A 22,172-nucleotide genomic window follows, 5' to 3' on the forward strand; every position below is an offset into this window, starting at 1 on the left:
CAGGTGCCGGGGCGGACCGCGTCCCGGGCTGGTTCGGGTCCGGGCGCTCCGTCTCGGGCGCCGGCCCTCGTCACCACTGCCCGAAGACTACGCCCACTCACTGACAACGTCCCAAAACGGAAGACGCCGGGCGGCCGCCCGGCGTTCCTTTCCAGCCTGTCTCACCGCGGGCGGACGCCCCTCACTGCGCGGTCACCACTGCGGCCTGCGGCCGGATCGGCAGCCGGTTGACCGGACGGCCCGTGGCGGCGCGTACCGCGGAGGCGACGGCCGCGGGCGAGGTCACCACCGGTACCGCGCTGACCGCCTTGGCGCCGAAGGGGGCGACGACATCCCGCTCCTCGACCAGTTTCACGATCCGGATGTCCGGCGCGTCCAGGGCGGTGGGCAGGGCGTAGCCGGTGAGGTCGGGGTGGCGGACCAGCCCGCGCGGGGTGCGCAGGTTCTCGGTGAGGGCGATGCCCACGCCCTGGGTGACGCCCCCCTCGATCCGGGCGGCGAGCTGGGCCGGGTTGAGCACCCGGCCCACGTCCTGGGCGAGGGCCATCTCCACGACCCGTACCGAGCCCAGCTCGATGTCCACGTCCACCACCGCGCGCACGGCGCAGAAGGCCAGGCCCACGAAGGCGTCGCCCTGGCCCGCACCGTCCAGCGGCTCGGTGGGGTGCGGGCGGCATTGCGCGGTAGCCCACAGTTCCTTGCCGTCCAGCGCCTCCGTGACCGTGGTGGACAGCACGCCGTCGTACGACGTGATCTTGCCGTCGGTGATCTGGAGCAGCTCGGTGGACATGCCGAACTTGTGGGCGAGGGGCTGGAGGAGCTGGGTGCGGACCATCTTGGCCGCGCGTTCCACGGCGCCGCCCGACACCCAGGTGTGGCGGCCCCGGCAGCCGGCGCCGGCCGGCGGCTGGTCGGTGTCGACCGCGGCCACGTGCACCTCGTCGATGCCGAGGGTCTCCTGGACGATCTGCCGGGCGAGCGTCGTGAAGCCCTGGCCGGACTCCACCGCCGCGCACAGCACCGTCGCCACGCCGCCCTGCACCCGTACGGTCGCCGTGGAGACCTCGTCGGCGCCCTCGGCGCCGAGCATGTGCACCATGCCCAGGCCGTAGCCCACGCCCCGGCGCACCGCGCCCGGTTCGCCCGCTCCCTCCAGGCCGCCGGGCAGCAGCCACTCCTCCTCGGGGACGTCCTTGGGCAGCGGCGGCAGCGGGTGGTCCCGTACCGCCTGGAGCAGTTCGGCGACCGGGGCCGGGCACGTCACCGTCTGGCCGGTCGGCAGTACGTCGCCGGTCGCCATGACGTTACGCAGGCGCACCTCGGCCGGGTCCAGGCCGAGCTTCTTGGCCAGCTTGTCCATCTGCGCCTCGTAGGCGGCGCACACCTGCATCGCGCCCTCGCCGCGGACGTGCCCGGACGGCGGGTTGTTGGTGCGTACGGCCCAGCCCTCGATGAAGGCGTTCGGGACGACGTAGGGGCCGCAGGCGAAGGAAACGGCGGCGGCGAGGGCCTCGGAGGAGGTGTCGGCGTAGGCGCCCGCGTCCAGCAGGATCTGCGCCTCGACCTTGACCAACGTGCCCTCGGCGTCGGCGTGGTGACGGTAGCGCAGCAGCGTGGGATGGCGGTGCGGGTGCCCCAGGAAGGACTCCTCGCGGGTCGCGGTGAGCTTCACCGGACAGCCGGTCTTCAGCGCCAGCAGGCCGAGCGGGAGCTGGAAGCCCTGGTCCTCACGGTCGGCCGTGGCGCCGGGCACGCCGGTGACGACGATCTTGACGCGATCGGGTTCCAGGCCGTAGCAGGCGGCGAGCGCGTCGCGGTCGGTGTGCGGGTCGGTGGAGGCCAGGTACAGCTCCACGCCGCCGTCGGGGCGGGGCACCGCGAGGCCGGCCTCGGCGCCGATGGGGGCCGGGTCCTGGCGGCCGATGCGGTACAGGCCCTCGACGACGACCTCGCCGGCCGCCTCCGGGTCGCCGTGGCGCAGCGGGATGTGCCGGATCAGATTGCCGTCGGGGTGCAGCGGCTCGGCCTCGAAGGCCTGTTCGGGATCGGTCACCGGGTCGAGCACCTCGTACTCGACGATGACGGCGGCGGCGGCCATGCGGGCGGTGTCCGGGTGGTCGGCGGCCACGGCCGCGATGGGCTCGCCGTGGTGGCGCACGACCTCGGAGGCGAACACCGGGCGGTCGGGCGTGCCGCGGCCGTGGACCTTGCGGCCCGGGACGTCCTCGTGGGTGACGACGGCCCGGACGCCGGGCATCTCGCGCGCGTGTGCCGTGTCGATGGACACGATGCGCGCGTGCGGGTGCGGCGAGCGCAGCACGGCGGCCCACAGCAGGCCCTCGGCCCACAGGTCGGCCGCGTACGGGAAGGTGCCCTCCGTCTTGGCGCGGGCGTCGGCGGCGGGCAGTGAGGAGCCGAGACCGTGCGGCAGCGGTTCGGGTGCCGGGGCGGTCTCCGCGGCGGCGGTGGCGGCTTCGTTGCTCACGCCTGGCCTCCGTCCTGGCCGTAGGGGTCGTGCGGTGCCGGGGTGTCGAACGCGGAGGGGTGGACGCCGCCGGCGCCCGGACCCGCCTGGTGCGGGATCCGCGGCTCGTCGGCGTCCTGCTCGGCCTCGCCCGCCGCGGAGTGCGCCTCCCGTTCGGTGACGACCTCCTTGACGGCCTGGAGGACGCCGCGGTAGCCCGTGCAGCGGCACAGGTTGCCGCACAGCGCCTGGCGGGTCTCCAGCTCCGTCGGGTCCGGGTTGCCCTCCAGCAGGTCGTGCACGGTCATCGCCATGCCGGGCACGCAGAAGCCGCACTGCACCGCGCCGCACCGGGCGAGCGCCCGCTGCACGTCCGAGGGCTGACCGTCCACGGCCAGTCCCTCGACCGTGCGCACCTCGCTGCTCGCCGCGGTGACCGCGGGCACCAGGCAGGAGGCGACCAGGCGTCCGTCGACCTGCACGTTGCAGGCGCCGCACTCGCCCTGCGAGCAGCCGTCCTTGGCGCCCGCTAGCCCGAGCCGCTCGCGCAGCACGTACAGCAGCGACTCGCCGATCCAGGCGTCGGTGACGGGCCGGTCCGCGCCGTTGACGCGCAGCACGTACGAGGCGAGCGGGTGCTCGTCCTGCGGGGCCGCGGAAGGCGGGTCGTCCTGGGTGGCGGCGTCCGCGTCGTCGGGGGTCGTGGAGCCGGAGTCCGTGGCGGGCTCCTCGGCGGCCCCGGAGGGCGGTTGGGCGTCCTCGGCCGGACCGGGCCGCGCGGGGCGCCCGGTGGGCCCCTCGGTGGCCTTGACGGGCCCTCGGCCGTCCTCGCCCGCGCCGGAAGCCGGGGAGTCCGCGCCGGACTCCGCCGGAGGCTCGGGCCGGGACGACGAGTCCTGAGCGCCTCGCTCCGCGCGGAGTTGGGCCTCCCGCGCCGCTGGGGCGCCGCTGCCGTGCCGTTGGGCGGCGTCCGCGCCGGGTCCGGTCACGGCCGGCGGCAACGGTCCGGCCGAGGCGGCCTGCGGCCCGGATTCCCGGGCCGCGCGCCCGCCCTCCGCCGGACGGCCGTCCAGGCTGCCCGCGCCCGACGCCGACGCGCCGACCGCGGTGGCGCCGTACATGCCTTCCGGCGTCCCGGCACCGTGCCCGCCCCCGCCGGGCCGTCCGGCCGGGAAGGCACCCCCGGTCGGGCCGCCCGCGGCGGGAGCCCCCGGCATCCGCCCGTCTCCGCGCGTGCCGTCCGCCGCGGCCCCGTAGGCCGCTTCAGCCGCCTCGGCACCAGGCCCGCCGCCGCCCGGACGCCGCGCGTCCGTGGGCGCACCGTCCGCCCCGGCGCCGTGCGCGCCGGCCGGGTAGGAGCCTCCGGTCGGGCCGCCCGCGGCGGGAGCCCCGGGCATCCGCCCGTCTCCGCGCGTGTCGTACGCCGCTTCGGCCGGGCCCGCACCGGGTCCGCCCGGGAATCCGGCGTCGGCCGGGCCGTTCTCGTAGGGGCCGGGGGTCCCGGAATCGGGGCGGGGGCGGGTCCAGGCCTGGCCGACCTCCTCCGTGGCCCAGGGGGCGGCAGCGCCGCCGGGGAGGGTGGACGGAGGCGTGCCGCCCCACTGCTGGACCAGCGACGACGTGGTGAACTCGCCTGATTCGTCCGGGATGTCACCCCCGGCGACGGGGATCGACCACTGCCCGGTCACATCCTGCCCGGAGCCGGGCGGGACCTGGCCCGTCCGGCCCTCGTCGAAGTGCCACTGCTGGGTGGCCTCCGGGCGGTAGGTGAACCGGTCGTCCGCGCCCGCATCCTGCGGCACCGCGTTGGGGTCGGGCCACTGGGCGCCCTGCGCGGGTGCGCCCGGCGCGGCCCAACCGCCGGGCGCCGCCGGGTCGGTGCCGTCCGCCGGGGCGGGCGTGACCGCTATCTGCGGCGGCACGTAGCCGTGGCCGGGCGCCGCGAGCGGGCTGTGGGCGGCGAGGAGGGCGTCGATGCCACCCTCGGGCAGCTTCACGAACGCGGTGGCGCCGTCGTCGTACTCGCCCTGCGGGAGCGGGTCCCATCGGCCGCCGCTGCCCGGCGCGCCCTCCGCGTGCTGGTCGTCGGTCACGACAGCGCCCTCCCCAGTGCTCGTCGGGCCAGCGCGGCGACGGTGCGCCGCAGGTGCAGTACGGCGGGCGGAAGCTGCTGCACGGAGCCGTCCTCGGCCGGGACCGGATCGGGGATGCAGGCAGCGGCCACGTACTCGCCGAAGGCGTTCTGCGCCTCCGGGACGATCACGCGACCGGCGTCCCAGTCTATGAGCTGGGCCACCCAGTGCTCGGCGTCCAGCGGCCGCAGCGGCATCGGCGCTATGGCGCCCACCGCGCACCGCACCCCGCGCCGGGCGGGGTCGAGGACCAGCGCCACGGACGCGACCGCGCGGCCCGGTCCGGTACGGCCGGTCGCCTTGAGGAAGACCTGGGGCGCGTGCAGCAGCGGCACGCGCACGAAGCCGATGAGCTCGCCCGCGCGGAGCATCTCCACGCCGGCCAGCAGGTGCGACACCGGGATCTCCCGGCGGGCTCCGCCCGGGCCCGCGATGATCAGGGTCGCCTCCAGGGCGGCCAGCACCGGCAGCGCGTCCCCGGTGGGGGCGGCGGAGGCGATGTTGCCGCCCAGGGTGCCCGCGTTGCGGATGTGCGGCGGGCCCGCGGCGCGCGCGGCGGCGGCCAGCGCCGGGATCAGGGCGGCGAAGTCGGGGCGCCCCATGCGCGCGTGGGTGAGTCCGGCGCCGAGCAGCGCGTGGCCGTCCTGGTACTGCCAGCCGCGGATCTCGCTGATCCGGCCGAGCCCGACCAGCGCGGTGGGCCTGAGCTGCCCGGAGTTGACGGCGGTCATGAGGTCGGTACCGCCGGCCACGGGCACCGCCGCGGGCATGGCGGTGAGTGCCGCCACCGCCTCGTTCAGTGTCGTGGGCAGCGTGACGGCCTGCGCCGCCTGAGGTGCGTGCGTGGTCAAAACCGGCTGCCCCTTCCCGCTGCCCCCGCTGGTCCCACCTGTGCTGCCGTACGGTACGTGCTGACAGGCCGGACGTGGCAACTCTGGCACATCTTCGCAGGGCCCGAAGACAGGGGTCCGCTAGGTGGCATTCGCCCACCTCATCGAGGACATGGGCCGATTTGGCACGCCATCACCGGTGCGAGCGAATTCCCACTCTTCGCTGACTCTTGCGGACTTTTTCCGCCACCTGTTCGAGACGGCGGAACCGGCGAGCGGGGCCGCGGGCGGAACCGATCACCCCGCCGCCCCCGCCGCCCCCGCGCACCCCGGCGGCTACCTCGACGGCGGAGGGCCCTCCAGAGGCCGCCCGAGGACGCCGGGGCGCCGCTGCCACGGGCGCGGCCCGGTGGGCGGCCGGTACCCGACTCCCAGGGCGTCCAGACGCCCGTAGTGGGCGGTCATCCGCCGCTCGAAATCCGCGAAGTCCCGTTCCGCAGGGGCGGGCAGGGCGCTCCAGGCGACCTCGGCGAACGCGGCCAGCCTGGGGAAGGCCTGGTAGTCCACGCGTGCCTGATCCTCCATCACCTCGGTCCACACGTTGGCCTGCGTGCCCAGCACATGGCGGGCCTGCGCCTCGTCCAGTTCCGGAGGGACCGGCTCGAACCGGTAGACGTCCTCCAGGGTGCGCACGTAGCCGATCGGCACCGGCTCGTCCTCGCCCGGGGCCTGGCGGTGGTCCAGGTACACCTGCTGCTCGGGGCACATGACGACGTCGTGGCCGGCCCGTGCGGCCGCGATCCCGCCCGCGTACCCGCGCCAGGACGACACCGCGGCCCCCGACGCCAGGCCGCCCTCCAGGATCTCGTCCCAGCCGATCATCCTGCGCCCGCGCGCGGCGAGCCAGGCGTCGAAGTGGCCGATGAACCAGGACTGGAGCGCGTCCTCATCGGCCAGCCCGAGTTCCGCGATCCGCGTCTGCGCGGCCGGGGAGGCCCGCCACTGCTCCTTGGGGCACTCGTCGCCGCCGACGTGGAAGAAACTTGAGAACGCCGCGAAACCCGCGGATCCGGTGGAGGCCACGGCGTCCGCGGGGAACAGTTCGAGCAGTTCCTCGAAGACGCCCTCGTAGAAGCGCAGGGTGGCGTCGGTGGGGGCGAGGACGTTCGGGTTGACCCCCCAGTCGTCCCAGACGGTGAGGGCGGAGGTGTCGACGACGTCGGTGTTGCCGAGTTCCGGGTAGGCGGCGATGGCGGCCTGCGAGTGCCCGGGCACGTCGATCTCGGGGACGACGGCGATGTGCCGTTCGGCGGCGTACGCGACGATCTCGCGGATGTCGTCCTGGGTGTAGTGGCCGCCGTGCGGTCTGTCGTCCCACAGCGGGGACGCCCGGTGGCCGAATCTCGTCCGCGCCCGCCAGGAACCGACCTCCGTCAGCCTCGGGTACCGCTTGATCTCGACACGCCAGCCCTGGTCGTCCGTCAGGTGGAAGTGCAGCACGTTGAGTTTGTGCGCGGCCATCAGGTCGAGGTAGCGCAGGACGCCGTCCTTCGGCATGAAGTGGCGGGCCACGTCGAGCATCAGGCCGCGCCAGCGGAAGCGGGGGGCGTCCTCGATCACCCCCGCCGGGACCGCGTGGGCGGCGTCCGACCGTACGGGGGCGCGCCGGAAGGCGTCGGGGCCGAGCAGCTGGCGCAGAGTCTGCGCACCCCAGAAGACCCCGGCCGGGGAGCCGCCGCGGATCTCGACGCCCCGCCCGGGCACGGCGGCGAGCCGGTACGCCTCGGGCTCCAGGGTGTCGTCCAGGCGCAGCCGTACGGAGTCCGGGTCGTCCTCGGCGCCGGGCGCAAGGGGCAGGACGAGGGCCGTGCCGAGCGTGCCACGCAGCCAGCGTTCGGTGCCGCCGGTGCCCTCGGCGGCCCACAGGGTGGTGCCCCGGTCGAGGGGGACGGCGCGGTCCGGGGAGCCGGCCGCGGCGCGCGGGGCCGGAATCACGTCGGTCATGCCCCCATGGGTAGCGCCGGCCGCGACGCGGCGCAACGGGCGTTGCACATGGTGCACGGGCCCGGCGACGGCACGGGCCCCCGGGGCGCGCCGGAGCGTGCCTCGGGGGCCCTGAGAGTCTCTGCCGAGCGGGGAGCCGGTTACTTCTTCTTGTCGTCGCCGCCTTCGCCGCCGCCTGTCATGGATTCGTAGATCTCTTTGCACATCGGGCAGACGGGGTACTTCTTCGGGTCGCGGCCAGGCACCCACACCTTGCCGCACAGCGCCACGACGGGCGTACCGTCGAGGGCGCTCGCCATGATCTTGTCCTTCTGGACGTAGTGGGCGAAGCGCTCGTGGTCGCCGTCGCCGTGGGACACCTGCGGCGTCGGCTCGACGAGGGTCCCCGTACCAGTGCCGCGCTCGGGCTCGAGAGTGCTCATACCGCAAGGGTACTGAAGGCCCCGGGCATCAGTTGAGCGAAGGGTCGTCCGGATATGTGGCGACCATCGCCAGTTCGCTGCGCTGGCGGCGCAGCACCTCGCGCCAGAGCCTCTCGGGGGCGGGGCAGGACACGTCGCCGGGTTCCGACTCGACGACGTACCAGGCTCCTTCCTCCAGCTCGTCCTCCAGCTGGCCGGGGCCCCAGCCGGCGTATCCGGCGAAGATCCGCAGCGAGCCGAGGGCGGAGGCCAGCAGCTCGGGAGGTGCCTCCAGGTCGACGAGACCGATCGCGCCGTGCACCCGGCGCCAGCCCAGCGGGGCGCCCTCGCCGGAGCCTCCGGGGATGACGGCGACGCCGAGTGCGGAGTCCAGGGACACCGGGCCGCCCTGGAAGACGACGCCGGGTTCCCCGGCGAGGTCAGCCCAGCCCTCCAGGATGTCGCCCACGTCCACCGGCGTGGGACGGTTGAGGACGACACCGAGGGAGCCCTCCTCGTCGTGGTCGAGAAGGAGCACCACCGCGCGGTCGAAGTTCGGGTCCGCCAGGGCGGGCGTGGCCACGAGCAGCCGCCCTGTGAGCGAGGACACCTCGGTCATGCCAGACATGATCCCGCATCTTCCCTTCGCATGGGGAGCCAATCCGGCTACGGGGGTGAGCGCAGCTCACGGGACACGGAAGCGTCACCGGCGCACGGCGGGGGCGGTGACCGCACGTGCCCGGCGCTCAACGGCGCGTGTCGGTGCGGGATCATGAGCCAACCCCGGGTGCCACGGGCTTTCTGCAGGGGGGCGCACGGCGACTACCCTGTCTCTCCGGCCCCCTCCGCAGTGATCGGCCGGCCACCTGCCCACCTCATCGGAACGCGAGATACATGACCGTCAACGGCACTGACGACGTACTGCTTGTCCATGGCGGAACCCCGCTGGAGGGCGAGATCCGAGTCCGCGGTGCGAAGAACCTCGTACCGAAGGCCATGGTCGCCGCCCTGCTGGGCGGTGAACCAAGTCGCCTGCGCAACGTTCCGGACATCCGTGACGTGCGTGTCGTGCGCGGTCTGCTGCAACTGCACGGCGTGACGGTCCGTCCGGGTGACGAACCGGGTGAGCTGGTGCTCGACCCGACCCGGGTGGAGAGCGCCAACGTCGCCGACATCGACGCCCACGCGGGCTCCTCGCGCATTCCGATCCTGTTCTGCGGGCCGCTGCTGCACCGGCTGGGACACGCGTTCATCCCCGGCTTGGGCGGCTGCGACATCGGCGGCCGGCCCATCGACTTCCACTTCGACGTGCTGCGGCAGTTCGGCGCGGTCATCGAGAAGCGGGCCGACGGGCAGTACCTGGAGGCCCCGCAGCGGCTGCGCGGCACGAAGATCCGGCTGCCGTACCCGTCCGTCGGCGCGACCGAGCAGGTGCTGCTGACGGCCGTGCTGGCCGAGGGTGTCACCGAGCTGTCCAACGCGGCCGTGGAGCCGGAGATCGAGGACCTGATCTGCGTTCTGCAGAAGATGGGCGCGATCATCGCGATGGACACCGACCGGACGATCCGGATCACGGGAGTGGAGAAGCTCGGCGGCTACGACCACCGAGCGCTTTCGGACAGGCTGGAGGCCGCGTCCTGGGCGTCGGCGGCGCTGGCGACCGAGGGCGACATCTACGTCCGCGGCGCGCAGCAGCGGTCGATGATGACCTTCCTGAACACCTACCGGAAGGTGGGCGGCGCGTTCCGGATCGACGACGAGGGCATCCGCTTCTGGCACCCGGGCAGCCAGCTGAAGTCCATAGCGCTGGAGACGGACGTGCACCCCGGTTTCCAGACGGACTGGCAGCAGCCGCTGGTGGTGGCCCTGACCCAGGCCACGGGCCTGTCGATCATCCACGAGACGGTGTACGAGTCGCGTCTGGGCTTCACCTCCGCGCTCAACCAGATGGGCGCGCACATCCAGCTCTACCGCGAGTGCCTGGGCGGCTCCGACTGCCGCTTCGGCCAGCGCAACTTCCTGCACTCCGCGGTGGTGTCGGGGCCGACCCGGCTCCAGGGCGCCGACCTGGTCATCCCGGACCTGCGCGGCGGCTTCTCCTACCTGATCGCGGCCCTGGCCGCCCAGGGCACGTCCCGCGTCCACGGCATCGACCTGATCAACCGCGGCTACGAGAACTTCATGGAGAAGCTCGTGGAGCTCGGCGCCAAGGTGGAACTCCCGGGCCAGGCCCTCGGCTGACCGGGGCTCCCGGCCGGGCCCCGGATGATCCGGTCGGCCCGGCGGGCGCCCGGGAGCGCGTACGACAGTGGGGCGGCCCCTGGTGAGGGGCCGCCCCACTGGCGTTCGGTGGCCTGGAAGGACCGGCCTACAGCGTCTCGTGCGCCGTCCCGCGGCGCACGAGACGGCTGGGTCACTTGCCCTTGGCCGCTTCCTTGAGCTTGCTGCCCGCGGAGACCTTCACGCTGTAGCCGGCGGGGATCTGGATCGGCTCGCCGGTCTGCGGGTTGCGAGCGGTGCGAGCGGCACGGTGGGTGCGCTCGAAGGTCAGGAAACCAGGGATGGTGACCTTCTCGTCCCCCTTGGAGACGATGTCGCCGACGACGTCGGCGAACGCGGCCAGCACGGCGTCGGCGTCCTTGCGGGTCACCTCGGCACGGTCGGCCAGCGCGGCCACCAGCTCACTGCGGTTCATGTTCTTACTCCCGTGTTCTTCTTGCCGTTGCGGCGAGGCCGCATGTTGGGCACAGCGAAGCCGATGCTGCCAGGGTCCTCGGTGAGTCCCCGGACCCGGGTCCGTCGCCGAACCCTCGCGCCCAGGGAGGCATCCTGCCCCCACCTGCGGCGCGAATGCCAATCCGGCACCCATAGGAGTCGTGAGAACACCCTTGGGAGTCACACGAAGAGATGCCCGAGCATGGCCGTCACGATAAGGCTCCGCCGGCGGCGGGGTGCTTCGCGACGCGCCGGTTTCCCGGCGCGGTGGCAATCATCACGCCGTCGCCGCCGTCTTCGCGGCCGCCTCCCGGACCGCTCCGGCCACCGCGCCGGCGACCTTGTCGTTGAAGACGCTCGGAATGATGTAGTTCGGGTTCAGCTCGTCCCCGGTGACCACGTCGGCCAGGGCCTGCGCGGCGGCCAACATCATCTCCGTGTTGACGGTACGGGACTGCGCGTCCAGCAGGCCGCGGAAGACACCCGGGAAGACCAGCACGTTGTTGATCTGGTTGGGGAAGTCGGAGCGGCCGGTGGCCACAACTGCCGCTGTCTGACGGGCGATTGCCGGCTCCACCTCGGGGTCGGGGTTCGCGAGCGCGAACACGATCGCGCCCTCCGCCATGGCGGCCACGTCGTCGCCGTCGAGCACGTTGGGCGCCGAGACGCCGATGAAGACGTCCGCGTCGCGCACGGCCTCCTTCAGAGTGCCGGTCAGGCACTCCGGGTTGGTGTTGTCCGCGATCCAGCGCAGCGGGGAGTCCGGGGCGGCGCCGACGAGGTCCTCACGGCCGGCGTGCACCACGCCGTGGATGTCGGCGACGACGGCGTTCTTCACGCCCGCGGCGAGCAGCAGGCGCAGGATCGCCGTACCGGCGGCGCCGGCGCCGGACATCACCACGCGCACGCTGTCGATCGACTTGCCGACCACGCGCAGCGCGTTGGTCAGCGAGGCGAGCACGACGATCGCGGTGCCGTGCTGGTCGTCGTGGAAGACGGGGATGTCGAGGGCCTCGCGCAGCCGGGCCTCGATCTCGAAGCAGCGGGGCGCGGAGATGTCCTCCAGGTTGATGCCGGCGAAGCCGGGGGCGATCGCCTTGACGATTTCGACGATCGCGTCGCTGTCCTGGGTGTCCAGGCAGATCGGCCAGGCGTCGATGCCGGCGAAGCGCTTGAAGAGGGCCGCCTTGCCCTCCATGACCGGCAGGGCGGCCTTGGGGCCGATGTTGCCCAGGCCGAGGACGGCCGAGCCGTCCGTCACGACCGCAACGGAGTTGCGCTTGATGGTCAGGCGCCGGGCGTCCTCCGGGTTCTCCGCGATCGCCATGCACACGCGGGCCACACCGGGGGTGTAGACCATGGACAGGTCGTCACGGTTGCGGATGGGGTGCTTGGACGCCATCTCGATCTTGCCGCCGAGGTGCATGAGGAACGTACGGTCCGAGACCTTGCCCAGCGTGACGCCCTCGATGCCACGCAGCTTCTCGACGATCTCCTCGGCGTGGGCCGTCGAGGTGGCCGCGATGGTGACGTCGATACGGAGCCGCTCGTGGCCCGAAGCGGTGACGTCGAGGCCGGTCACCGAGCCTCCGGAGGACTCCACGGCCGTGGTGAGCTGCGATACGGCGGTTCCGCCCGCCGGCACCTCCAGACGGATGGTCATCGAGTAGGAGACGCTGGGCGCCGTTGCCATGGCCGACTTCCTCTGCTTTCACCGTGTCGCGAAGTTCTGCCGTCCGATCGTCGCACCTACCCCTGAGTACGTGGTAGTCGCCCCGGGTTGCGGACGTAGTGTTCACCGGGAGGTGTCGATTTCGGAAACGGAATTTCACCATACGAGAAGTGTCGCGGTGGCGAAAGATGCGGGAGCGACAAAAGAGGTCCACGTCACACCGTGACGTGGACCTCTCGGAGGCTTGTATGACACCGACCCGCCATGCTCGCCTCGCGGCAAGTGGTCGCTCGTAGCGACAAAGGTTGGGCCCGGGGGCTTGGATCGGGCCGGTGCCGTATCCAGGCTAACAAACGGATCCCCGGTGGCCATTCCCGTCGCCGAGGTTCACCCGTTGTTCAGTCCCTCAGCAGATCCGGCACCCCGGCCCCGTCCGGCTCGTCCCGCTCCGCGGAGACCACCGTGAGCTGCTGGGTGGCCCTGGTCAGGGCCACGTACAGGACCCGCAGGCCGGCCGGGGACTCGTCCGCGATCTCCGCGGGCGAGACGACGATCGTCGCGTCGTACTCCAGGCCCTTGGCCTCCAGGCTGCCGAGCGCCACCACCCGGTCACCCAGCCCGGCCAGCCAGCGCCTGGCCTCCTCACGCCGGTTCATGGCGACGACCACGCCGACCGTGCCGTCCACCAGGTCGAGGAGCCGCTCCGCCTCCGCCCGCACGCTCTTCTCCAGCGAGCCCCGGACGACGGCGAAGCGCGGCTCCACCCCGGTGGAGCGCACGGCCGTCGGCGCGGTGGAGCCCGGCATGGCCAGGGCGAGGACCTTCGAGGCCAGCTCGGCGATCTCGGCCGGGTTGCGGTAGTTCACGGTCAGCTCGAAGCGCCGGCGCGGCCGGGTGCCCAGGGCCTCGTCGCGGGCCTCGGCCGCCTCGTCCGGGTCGGACCAGGAGGACTGGGCGGGGTCCCCCACGACCGTCCAGGTGGCGTGCCGGCCGCGGCGGCCGACCATCCGCCACTGCATGGGCGTGAGGTCCTGCGCCTCGTCCACGATGACGTGCGCGTACTCGGTGCGCTCCTGCGCGAGGCGTTCCGCCCGCTCCCACTGCGACTCCTCGCGCACCGGCATCAGCTCCTCCAGACCGCTGAGCTGGTCCAGCGGATCCAGCTCACGCTTCCGGCGCGGGCGGGCCGGGGTGCCGAGGATCGCCTGGAGCTCGTCGAGCAGGGCGATGTCGTGCACCGAGTGGCCGCCGCGCCGCAGCGAGCGGGCCACCCGGCGCACCTCCCCCGGGTTGAGGATCCGGCGCGCCCAGCGGCCCAGGCGCCGCTCGTCGGCCATGGCGGCGAGCACCGCCGTCGGGGCCAGCTCCGGCCACCAGGCGTCGAGGAAGGCGGCGAAGGAGTCCTCACCGGTGACGTCCTCGTCGAAGGAGGAGCGCAGCTCGGCGGCGAGTTCCGGGTCGGTGTGCCGGCCGGCGGCGCCCGACTTCCCCCACAGGGCGTCAAGCAGCAGCTTGCGGGCGCGCGGGCGCAGCAGGTTCACCGGCGCGGTGCCGCCGAGGGCGGTGCGCCGGATGTGGTCGAGTTCCCCGGCCTCCAGCTCCAGCCGGCGGCCGAACGCGACGACCCGCAGCCGGTCCGGGGTGCCGTTGGACTCCAGCGCGCCCCGCGCCGCCTTGCGCAGCACCTTCAGCATCCGGTACGAGCCCTTGGCCCGGGCCACCGACGGGGAGTCGTACAGCGTCGCCTCGGCGCCGTCGACGAGCGAGCCGATCGCCCGGACGGCGACCTGGCCCTCCTCGCCGAGCGAGGGCAGCACGCCCTCGGTGTAGGCCACGAGCAGCGGCGTCGGGGAGACGATCAGGATGCCGCCCGCGTAGCGGCGGCGGTCCTGGTAGAGCAGGTAGGCCGCCCGGTGCAGGGCGACCGCCGTCTTCCCCGTCCCGGGGCCGCCCTCGACGTACGTCACCGAGGCGGCGGGGGCGCGGATGACCAGGTCCTGCTCGGCCTGGATGGAGGAGACGATGTCCCGCATGGTGTGGCCGCGGGACCGGCCGAGCGCGGCCATCAGCGCGCCGTCGCCGATCGCGGGCAGCTCGTGGCCGTCGAGGTACGCCCTCAGCTCGGGACGCATCAGATCGTCCTCGACGCCGAGCACGCGCCGCCCCTTGGAACGGATGACGCGCCGGCGCACGACCCGGCCGGGGTCGACCGGGGTGGAGCGGTAGAAGGGGGCGGCGGCCGGTGCCCGCCAGTCGATGACCAGCGGGGAGTAGTCCTCGTCGAGGACGCCGATACGGCCGATGTGCAGGGTCTCGGCGATGTCCGCCGTGCCGTCCTCGCGGACCACGCCCTCGGCCGGCTCCACCGCCGTGTACGCGCCGTCCGGCCCCTTCCTGCCGTCCTTGCCGAGCAGCAGGTCGACCCGGCCGAAGAGGAAGTCCTCGAACTCGTTGTTCAGCCGGTTGAGGTGGATGCCCGCCCGGAACACCTGCGCGTCGCGCTCGGCCAGCGCGCCGGGTGTGCCCACCTGGCCGCGCTGGGCCGCGTCACGCATGAGGAACTCGGCCTCGTGGATCTTCTCCTCGAGGCGGCGGTACACCCGGTCCAGGTGCTGCTGTTCCACACTGATCTCACGGTCCCGTACGGAGTCGTGCGCCGCTTCGTGCGCTGCGCCGTGGACCGATCCGACCGCGGAATCCTGTTGAGCCTGTGCGGCCACCGGGCCCCCTTCTGACGTGCTGGGCAGCCGTCAACCGTACGCGAAAGGGGGCCCTGGGCGGAAGCTGGCGCGGCAGGTGACGTTTGCCCGTGAAGAAGCGGCGTCCGGTGCGTGCTCTGGGGGTCCCCCCTGCTCGAAGAGCTTGGGGGAGTGCCGGGCGTTGCTACGGGGCGAACGTTGCCTGTCGCGGCACTAGGAGGTGGGTACCTCGACGAGTTGCTTCCCGTCGAAGGTCATCACCTCGAAGTGATCGATCTGGTTCGGCTCCAGGGCCGCGCCGCCACGGACGTAGAGGGGGTTCTTGGCCTGCTCCGTCTTGGCGTTCGGGACGCCGTAGCCCCACTCCGGGACGGACCAGGACGTGACCGTCTCACGTTCACCGTTCTTGCCGACGGCGATGAGCGAGCACTTCTGCGAGCCAGTGACGTTGCTCAGCTCGAGAACGGCGTTCGTGCCCCAGTCCTTCTTCTCCACGGCGACCGTCGCGGTGACCTTCGTCGCCGGGTCCGTCGCCGTGACCTTCTCGGGCATCGACGCGAACGCGGACTGCGCGGTACTCGCGCCCGCCGTGGTGTTGTCGCCGCCGCCCGAGCCGCTCGCCGCGAACACGGCCAGCGGGCTGCCGATGATCAGCGCCGCCGCCGCGGCGACCATGTAGAAGCCGCGCCTGCGCTTCTGGGCACGGCGCTCGGCGACCTCGTCGACGAGCTTCTCCACCAGGCGTGGGCTCGGCTTGGCCGAAAGGGACTCCCCGACCGCGGGTGTGCCGGAGCCCGGCAGGTCCGCCAGTGCGGCGAACATCGGCTCCATGCCGGCCAGTTCGTCGAGTTGCTGGGCGCACCACTCGCAGCCGGCGAGATGCGCCTCGAAAGCGGTTGCCTCGGCGTCGTCAAGAATTCCGAGGGCGTAGGCGCCGACGGTCTCGTGCTCGTTCGGAGCCGGGGTTCCCTGCATGGCCCCAGACATACCCGCACCACCCGTTCCGAATCCCCCGTACACGCTCATCACGCCGTCACCCCCCGCTCCTCCAGCGCCAGCTTCATCGACCGCAGGGCGTAGAACACCCGTGAGCGGACGGTGCCGCTGGGTATGCCCAGCGTCTCGGCCGCCTCGTTGACGGTACGCCCCTTGAAGTACGTCTCGACGAGCACCTCCCGGTGGGCCGGGGTCAGGTCGTCGAGCGCGTCCGACAGCGTCATCAGCCACAGCGCCTTGTCGATCTCGTCCTCCGCGGGGATGACCTCCAGCGGCGACGGATCGACCTCCTGCGGCCGGGCCTGCCGGCTGCGGTGGCCGTCGATGACGATGCGTCGGGCGACCGTCACCAGCCAGGGGCGTACCGAACCGGTGGCCCGATTGAGCTGACCGGCGTTCTTCCAGGCACGGATGAGCGTCTCCTGCACCACGTCCTCGGCACGCTGCCGGTCGCCGGCGACCAGCCGGAGGACATACGCGAGGAGAGGACCGGCGTGCTCGCGATAGAGCGCACGCATCAACTCCTCATCAGGTTCCGAGGACTGGGACATGCGATGTCGGGCCCTCGCTCCACGTTCATTGGCCACGGCCGCATCCTTGCGCACGCCCACCTCCGGTGTCCGGGGCTTCCCCCCAGTCGTTCGCTCGACGACGGGTACGGATCAGGGGTGCGGGGTGTTCAAAACAGGCCGACGGTTTTCTGTCGGGTGACGTGACGAGGGAGGACATGGGCGCACATTCCCCCCGCCCGGTCTTCACATTTCCGACACAGATTTGAAGACGGGCGCGCTGCCCGCACCCGAAGCGGGCCAAACAATGTGTTACGCAAATCACTTCGGCACGGAACGCCCACAACCGTCAAATGGGATCCGGGAGTTGTCGCTCATGCTTTCTCTAGGTCCTTGAAAGCGCGGCGCGTCGGCGGTGGCGGGCCACCCGTTCGCGGTTCCCGCAGACCTCGCTGGAGCACCAGCGCCTCCGGCGTCCCCGGGACGTATCCAGGTACACGATCGGGCAGTTGTCGCCCTCGCACTGACGCAGGGCCGCCAGGGCCACGGGGTCGGTGAGCAGTTCCACGGCGTCGCGGGCGACGGCCGCGAGCAGGGCGGCGCACTCGGGCGGCCCGGCCAACTCGCGTACGAGGGTCCCGTCTTCGCCGCGCACGGCGCGGGGTGCGGGTGGTGCCGTACGGGCGACGTCGTTGACGCGGGCGAGCGCGAGGTCGTAGGCCCGCGTCTCCTGACCGAGATATCCACGCACCAACTCGCTCATGTCCCACCGCAGTTCCCGGAACCCTGCAAGCCAGGGCGCGTCGGCGTGCGCCAGCGGACAGCCGGCCGGAACCAGCCCCGAGCCGGTGATCCACGCGCGCAGGGGAGGGAGGGAGTCGAGCCGTTCCACGGGGTGGGTGGTGGAGAGGAGATCCAGGCAGACCCGCCCGGCGTCGAACCTCAGCTCGTACGGGACCGTGGCCGCAGCCAGTGCCATGTGCGTGTCACCGCCTAGGCTCACCCCGGCCGGCAGCCTCACCGGGGCATCGTCGGAGGCCGGAAATCCGTTCCCTCCCACAGTGCCCGCCCACCGTCCGGACCGGTAGCCCCCGGGCGGCGCGGGGGCGGCTGCCTACTGCGGGGGATAAGGCCCGTTGCCGTAGGGCCCTTGGCCGTACGGGCCCTGGCTGTAAGGGCCTTGGTCGTAGGGACCCTGCCCGTACGCCCCTTGTCCGTACACCCCCTGCCCATACGGTCCGGCCTGCCATGCCGGCCCCGGCCGGTACCGCACCCTCCCGCGCTCCTCCTTCACCGGCACGAACCCGGCGGCCTGGAGCACTGCCACGGCCCTGGCGTGGCGCCGCCTCAGGGACAGGAAACCGCCGGCGGAGGCGACCAGGAAGATGACCCACAGCACCCCGATGATGAGGAGGAAGAGCCCGTCCCCCGGGGCCTGCACCGCGCAGTAGGCGCACCCGAAGGTCGCGATCACGCCGACGAGCGCCATGGCTATCTGGTCGCTGTCGCCCGACATGTCGACGTTGATGCGCGCCGTCATCACCTCGAACGCGGCCGGCACGAGCGGCGGCAGCGACACCCCGTCCGCGGCGTTCGGATACCGCGCCCAGTTCTGCGCGGCCCGCGCCTGGGCCTGCGGGCTGGGGTCGGGCGCGAGGACCAGCAGCATCTTGTTGTCGCGCACGCGCTCGGCATGCACGTACTCGTACCCGAACTGCTCCGCGAGGCAGGCGAGTCCGGCGGCCTTCGCCACGGACGACTTGCTGAGGCGCAGCTCCACGCGCTGCCCCTGCCGCACCTGCTCGAGCACCTTCCGAACCCGCCACCTGTTCACCGCGGCGCCCCCCTGTTTCGGTTGTCCGACTCCTGCTCAGCGGTTCACGGCCTGGATCTCCTGCACCATGACGTCCTGGGTGGCGCCGAAGGTTCCCTCGGGCAGCTCCCCGCCCGCAACGCCGGTACCCGTCCAGTGAATCTTCCAGGTGATGGTGGCTCTCAACCGGTACGAGCCGTCGCCGGACGACCGCAGGTACTTCACCCCGCAGGGCGGCGTCCGGTCGGCCTTCCCCTTGGCGTACGCCTCACCGATACGGTCACCGACGATCTCGCAGACGCCCGACGCGGGGTAGGTCTCGGCGTCCGCCGTACCGGGGTCGATCCTCAACGAGACCGGCTCGGCGGTGGTCGTCGCGGAAATCCCCAGCACCGGCACGGAAGCCGTCACGGAGACCGGCCGGAACCGCGCCCCGTCCAGCCACGCCCAGGTAGGCAGATTCACCTTCGTCGCCCCCGCCGGCGCGAGTGTCACCTCGGTACCGGGGACACGGATCTCGTTGTAGGCGAGTTCCGCGAGGATGCGCGGCGTCACCGCGTTCTCGATGTTCGCGGGTGGAGCGGCGCCCTGGTCGACCCAGAAGATCGGCTCTTCGCACTTGTCCCAACCCGGCGGGAAGTCCTTGTTGACGTACGAGTCCCACCAATAGCCCTTGCCGGCCTTGTCCTTGTTGAAGTCCTTGTACGGGTGGCCGTCGACGTAGCGGTCTCGCTGCGCGGCGTCCCACTCGTACCCGGTGGACTCGGCCTCCCAGATCGGCTCCAGGTACTTCTGCAGTTGCTCCGGCGTGTACTTCGGGGCATACCAGCAGGCGGGCGGCGTCCAGGACGAAACCGGGGCGACCGGTCCCGCGGAACGGCCGGTGCCGTTCTTGGAACGATCGAAGACAACGCCACCGGCGGTCGCGGAAACGGTCCCATCGTCAGTGGCGTTGCCCTGCTGTTCCGTCTGACCCACGTTTCCGGCACCACCGCGGCCGCCCGCGTGGGCGGTTTCTGGAATGAGCAACGCGAGGCCCACAAGAGAGACGACGGTCGTGGACCTGGCCAACTTGGCTACGGCTGGCACGCCTTGTCCCCCCGGTTCGAGACGACGTCAGTGGTCTGCCAGACACCTTCGGAGTTCTTGCTGAGTTTGGCGTGGTACAGCACATAGCTGTCCGAGGTGGTCGGCGTGTTCTCCACCTTGCCGGTCTTCCGGCTCTTCAGAAAGGACTTGCTCTCGTCGGAACAGTAAGTGACGTAAGCCTCGCTGCTTCCTGAGAGTGTCACTGCACGATCGAAGTACCGGGTTGTGCCGATCCAGGTGTCGTTCTTGTCGATGTATCCCTGCACATAGGTGATGGCCTTGTTCAGGGCCTTCCCCTCGTTGTAGAAGCCGAGAGCCTTGGTTCCAGTACTGGCCTCGAAGATCGCCGCATCCATGGAGTTGACGCTGAGGGCGCTGTCCGCCAGAACCGCGTCCTTCAGCGCGTCACCCGTCTTCTGGTCCTCGAAAACGTTCTTGGCGTCGGCCGGGAAGGTGATCTCCGGTCGGCTGCCGGAGGCCGAGGCGCTCACGCTCGGCGAAGCCGATGTCCCCGTGTCCGCGCCTGCGATCTTGTCGTTGGCCTTCGCGTCGCCGTCACCCCCGCCGCAACCGGCGAGGAGCAGGACGGCCGTCGTGCCGGCGACGGCTGTGGTGAGCAGGCGAGTTGGGCGGCGGATCACAGCAGGCTCCCGGTGAGGCAGGTGGGCAGGGCGAAACAGCCGACACGCTACCGAGACCCCCACAACCGCACCAGCGCGACGCTCACGGCTCACCGGCCCCGTGGGCGGGGGCGGTGAGCCGTGGGGGCGGTGCGTCAGCCGAGGGTCGGCAGGGATCTGCGGGGCGGGACCGCGCGCAGCAGAGTCGCTGCCAGTGACTCGCCGGTGTGCGCGTCGATGTAGTTGACGCGGACCGCCGGGTCGCCAGGGGTGTCCCGGCCGGCCGTGGCGTCCAGGGCGAAGACCACCGACACCGGCCGCGCGTTCTCCCCCGCGCCGTACACACCCGAGTACAGCAGGATCCGCCAGCCGTCCTCCTCCCAGTGGTCCAGCAGACCCGACCGGACCACCGGGAAGGCGGTCTGCCAGGCGAGGGAGTTCTCCAGCAGTTCCACGCTGGCGGCGACCGGCACCCGGTCCCCCGGCTCGCTGCCGAAGAGCGGATGCCCGAAGACACGCAGCCTCAGCCGGCGCAGCGGCAGCAGCCACCACCGGTCGAGATCGACCGACAGCGCCACCAGGACGGCCGCGGCCAGGGTCACGAACACCACTGAGCCACCGGGCCGTTCGGTGAGCGCGGACCACCAGGAGCCGTGCGCCACCGCCGCCGTCGCCCCGCCCACGAGCACCAGCGCGGCGCGCGCGAACGCACGCCAGGTGATCGGGGTGTCCTCGTTCGCCGTGCAGCCGCAGGAGGACTCCGGTGCCAGCGCCCGGCCGTAGCCGAGATAGCCGAGGAACCCCGCCCCGAGGACGGCCGTCGCCGCGCCCGGCACCGGGCTCGTCGGCACGGCCAGCAGCCCTGCCGCGAGCAGGAGTTCCACGGCGCCGGTGCCGCGCAGCACCACCGCCGCCCGCTCGCTGCTGCGCAGCATCCGGGCCAGCGCCGTCTTCGGTGCCTGGCGCACGGTGTCCCGGTCGAAGAGCTTGACCGAGCCGGTCCACCCCAGCAGGCCCGCGAGGACCAGCGGTACGAGGCCCGTTGTCAGTGAGAGCATCCTTCCCTCCCCTTCTCCTCTTCTCCTCCTCGGATCAGGCCGTCAGTGCCCGACGGAGATACGGACGACGTCCACCGAGTTGTCGGACGGCCGCCACGCCCCGAGCACCTGGGCGCTCTGCCCGATGCGCAGCCGGGACAGGTCCGAGGTGAGCGCACGGCCCGCGTACGAGGCGTTCGTCGTGTCCTGGTGGACGTGGCCGACGAGCTCGTGCTGCCCGTGGGAGAGGTGCACCCGGTTCTTCGCGATGCCGCGGATCGTGGTGTCAAGGTTCACGATGTTCACCCACACCGCGTCGGCCGCGACGGTGCCGTCCGGCATCGGAACGCCCCGCGCGTACAGTCCGTCGCCGATCTCGATGTCGGCGGCGGTGGTCGGCCGGACCTTCCAGACGCTGGTGACGTTGGTCATCTGGACCCGGGAGTGGTCTCCGTAGGATCCCGCGACCTCCAGGACGCTGCCGGTGATGCCGGTGATCCGGCCCTCCACGAAGGCCGACTTGGGGACCGCCGGGTCGAGCGACGGCTCGGCGGCGAAAGCCGCGTCGGCGTCGAAGCCGCCGAGGGCGGACGCGCCGACGATGGTGGCGCCGCTGAGCGCGGCCGTGGTGAGGAAGCGCCGGCGGCCCAGGCCGCCGCCGTCGCCCTTCTGACGGTAGGTCATGACGAACTCCCCCTCACTCGTAGATGTAGACCGGCAGCTTGCCGGAGCTGAGATTGCCGATCGCCGAGAAGGCGGCCGGGGTCAGGTCCAGGACGCGGTTGGTGCGGCAGGCGCCGTTGCAGCAGGTGGCCTCGCCGCACCAGTCCTTGGTGCGCGGTCCGCAGTCGGTGATCGTGATGCAGACGGTGGCGCCGGAGCACTGGTGCCTGATGTTCATCACCGCACCGCAGCCGCGTCTGGGGATGTTCTCGCCGCACAGGTCGGGCCGGGTGATGTTCCAGCATGCCTGTGACGCGTTGGGCCAGGCGCCGTGATTCGCGCTGGACTGGCAGTTGCCGCAGGCGCCGCCGCCCGCGCTGCCGCACGGACCCCAGGAGGATCCGCAACAGAACCAGCTCGTTTCACCGGCCCATAGGCTGGTCGATCCGCAAGCCATCGTGCCGTCTCCCTTAGTCGCTGAATGACGCATCTCGATTTTTGACGCGTGCATGACAATTTCAGTGCGAG

At 72.2% G+C, this 22,172-nt stretch carries 19 protein-coding genes; 1 reads left to right on the forward strand and 18 read right to left on the reverse strand.

The window, feature by feature from the left end:
* Positions 1-181: 181 nt before the first annotated feature.
* From OIE49_RS14365 to OIE49_RS14390, 6 genes are all read right to left on the reverse strand, one after another.
* A complete protein-coding gene (locus OIE49_RS14365; protein WP_326802661.1) occupies positions 182-2,485 on the reverse strand; it encodes a xanthine dehydrogenase family protein molybdopterin-binding subunit in 2,304 nt (767 codons plus the stop codon).
* Positions 2,482-4,557 carry a 2Fe-2S iron-sulfur cluster-binding protein gene (locus OIE49_RS14370; RefSeq protein ID WP_326802662.1) on the reverse strand — a complete coding sequence of 692 codons (2,076 nt, stop codon included), beginning with the start codon at positions 4,555-4,557 and terminating at the stop codon, positions 2,482-2,484. Before OIE49_RS14370 ends, OIE49_RS14365 begins: the two co-directional genes overlap by 4 nt.
* A complete protein-coding gene (locus tag OIE49_RS14375) occupies positions 4,554-5,447 on the reverse strand; it encodes an FAD binding domain-containing protein (protein ID WP_326802663.1) in 894 nt (297 codons plus the stop codon). Before OIE49_RS14375 ends, OIE49_RS14370 begins: the two co-directional genes overlap by 4 nt.
* 315 nt (positions 5,448-5,762) lie before the next feature.
* Positions 5,763-7,430 carry a beta-N-acetylhexosaminidase gene (locus OIE49_RS14380; RefSeq protein ID WP_326802664.1) on the reverse strand — a complete coding sequence of 556 codons (1,668 nt, stop codon included), beginning with the start codon at positions 7,428-7,430 and terminating at the stop codon, positions 5,763-5,765.
* 140 nt (positions 7,431-7,570) lie between these two features.
* Entirely contained in the window at positions 7,571-7,852 is a 282-nt protein-coding gene (locus OIE49_RS14385) for a DUF3039 domain-containing protein (RefSeq protein WP_100569321.1), read from the reverse strand.
* 28 nt (positions 7,853-7,880) lie between these two features.
* A complete protein-coding gene (locus OIE49_RS14390; RefSeq protein ID WP_199836654.1) occupies positions 7,881-8,450 on the reverse strand; it encodes a YqgE/AlgH family protein in 570 nt (189 codons plus the stop codon).
* A gap of 275 nt (positions 8,451-8,725) precedes the next feature.
* Between OIE49_RS14390 and murA the strand changes: the two genes are divergently transcribed.
* Positions 8,726-10,072 carry a UDP-N-acetylglucosamine 1-carboxyvinyltransferase gene (gene murA, locus OIE49_RS14395; protein WP_326802665.1) on the forward strand — a complete coding sequence of 449 codons (1,347 nt, stop codon included), beginning with the start codon at positions 8,726-8,728 and terminating at the stop codon, positions 10,070-10,072.
* 172 nt (positions 10,073-10,244) lie between these two features.
* Here murA and OIE49_RS14400 read toward each other — a convergent pair whose 3' ends face one another.
* From OIE49_RS14400 to OIE49_RS14455, 12 genes are all read right to left on the reverse strand, one after another.
* Positions 10,245-10,526, reverse strand: coding sequence for an HU family DNA-binding protein (locus OIE49_RS14400; protein WP_003990598.1), 282 nt, complete (start codon positions 10,524-10,526; stop codon positions 10,245-10,247).
* 297 nt (positions 10,527-10,823) lie between these two features.
* On the reverse strand, positions 10,824-12,239 hold the full coding sequence (locus tag OIE49_RS14405; protein WP_326802666.1) for an NAD-dependent malic enzyme: 1,416 nt from the start codon (positions 12,237-12,239) through the stop codon (positions 10,824-10,826).
* Between the two features lie 377 nt (positions 12,240-12,616).
* A complete protein-coding gene (locus OIE49_RS14410) occupies positions 12,617-14,938 on the reverse strand; it encodes a HelD family protein (protein WP_326802667.1) in 2,322 nt (773 codons plus the stop codon).
* A gap of 192 nt (positions 14,939-15,130) precedes the next feature.
* Positions 15,131-15,943 (reverse strand): anti-sigma factor family protein, encoded by an 813-nt coding sequence (locus tag OIE49_RS14415; protein ID WP_401847699.1) that lies wholly within the window; start codon positions 15,941-15,943, stop codon positions 15,131-15,133.
* Positions 15,943-16,464 (reverse strand): sigma-70 family RNA polymerase sigma factor, encoded by a 522-nt coding sequence (locus OIE49_RS14420; RefSeq protein ID WP_019056398.1) that lies wholly within the window; start codon positions 16,462-16,464, stop codon positions 15,943-15,945. The genes OIE49_RS14415 and OIE49_RS14420 overlap by 1 nt, the downstream gene beginning before the upstream one ends.
* Before the next feature lie 343 nt (positions 16,465-16,807).
* Positions 16,808-17,401 carry a CGNR zinc finger domain-containing protein gene (locus OIE49_RS14425; protein WP_326802669.1) on the reverse strand — a complete coding sequence of 198 codons (594 nt, stop codon included), beginning with the start codon at positions 17,399-17,401 and terminating at the stop codon, positions 16,808-16,810.
* Between the two features lie 135 nt (positions 17,402-17,536).
* Positions 17,537-18,232, reverse strand: coding sequence for a hypothetical protein (locus OIE49_RS14430; protein ID WP_326802670.1), 696 nt, complete (start codon positions 18,230-18,232; stop codon positions 17,537-17,539).
* Positions 18,233-18,292: 60 nt separating this feature from the next.
* On the reverse strand, positions 18,293-19,324 hold the full coding sequence (locus OIE49_RS14435; RefSeq protein WP_401738016.1) for a hypothetical protein: 1,032 nt from the start codon (positions 19,322-19,324) through the stop codon (positions 18,293-18,295).
* Positions 19,312-19,965, reverse strand: coding sequence for a hypothetical protein (locus OIE49_RS14440; protein WP_326802671.1), 654 nt, complete (start codon positions 19,963-19,965; stop codon positions 19,312-19,314). Before OIE49_RS14440 ends, OIE49_RS14435 begins: the two co-directional genes overlap by 13 nt.
* A 134-nt stretch (positions 19,966-20,099) precedes the next feature.
* Positions 20,100-21,002, reverse strand: a complete 903-nt coding sequence (locus OIE49_RS14445; RefSeq protein ID WP_326802672.1) for a MauE/DoxX family redox-associated membrane protein — start codon at positions 21,000-21,002, stop codon at positions 20,100-20,102.
* Between the two features lie 42 nt (positions 21,003-21,044).
* Entirely contained in the window at positions 21,045-21,665 is a 621-nt protein-coding gene (locus OIE49_RS14450) for a cell wall protein (protein WP_326802673.1), read from the reverse strand.
* A 13-nt stretch (positions 21,666-21,678) separates the two neighbouring features.
* Positions 21,679-21,882: an RlpA-like double-psi beta-barrel domain-containing protein gene (locus OIE49_RS14455; RefSeq protein WP_324838204.1), complete on the reverse strand. Its 204-nt coding sequence runs from the start codon at positions 21,880-21,882 to the stop codon at positions 21,679-21,681.
* Positions 21,883-22,172: the final 290 nt, after the last annotated feature.

Origin of the sequence: Streptomyces sp. NBC_01788, assembly GCF_035917575.1 — a bacterium.
GTDB lineage: Bacteria > Actinomycetota > Actinomycetes > Streptomycetales > Streptomycetaceae > Streptomyces.

Excerpts from the sequence above, each read along its gene's own strand:
- OIE49_RS14380 (WP_326802664.1), bottom strand. The coding sequence starts at position 7,430 with ATGACCGACGTGATTCCGGCCCCGCGCGCCGCGGCCGGCTCCCCGGAC.
- OIE49_RS14385 (WP_100569321.1), bottom strand. The coding sequence starts at position 7,852 with ATGAGCACTCTCGAGCCCGAGCGCGGCACTGGTACGGGGACCCTCGTC.
- OIE49_RS14390 (WP_199836654.1), bottom strand. The coding sequence starts at position 8,450 with ATGACCGAGGTGTCCTCGCTCACAGGGCGGCTGCTCGTGGCCACGCCC.
- murA (WP_326802665.1), top strand. The coding sequence starts at position 8,726 with ATGACCGTCAACGGCACTGACGACGTACTGCTTGTCCATGGCGGAACC.
- OIE49_RS14400 (WP_003990598.1), bottom strand. The coding sequence starts at position 10,526 with ATGAACCGCAGTGAGCTGGTGGCCGCGCTGGCCGACCGTGCCGAGGTG.
- OIE49_RS14405 (WP_326802666.1), bottom strand. The coding sequence starts at position 12,239 with ATGGCAACGGCGCCCAGCGTCTCCTACTCGATGACCATCCGTCTGGAG.
- OIE49_RS14415 (WP_401847699.1), bottom strand. The coding sequence starts at position 15,943 with ATGAGCGTGTACGGGGGATTCGGAACGGGTGGTGCGGGTATGTCTGGG.
- OIE49_RS14420 (WP_019056398.1), bottom strand. The coding sequence starts at position 16,464 with ATGTCCCAGTCCTCGGAACCTGATGAGGAGTTGATGCGTGCGCTCTAT.
- OIE49_RS14425 (WP_326802669.1), bottom strand. The coding sequence starts at position 17,401 with ATGGCACTGGCTGCGGCCACGGTCCCGTACGAGCTGAGGTTCGACGCC.
- OIE49_RS14445 (WP_326802672.1), bottom strand. The coding sequence starts at position 21,002 with ATGCTCTCACTGACAACGGGCCTCGTACCGCTGGTCCTCGCGGGCCTG.
- OIE49_RS14450 (WP_326802673.1), bottom strand. The coding sequence starts at position 21,665 with ATGACCTACCGTCAGAAGGGCGACGGCGGCGGCCTGGGCCGCCGGCGC.
- OIE49_RS14455 (WP_324838204.1), bottom strand. The coding sequence starts at position 21,882 with ATGAACATCAGGCACCAGTGCTCCGGCGCCACCGTCTGCATCACGATC.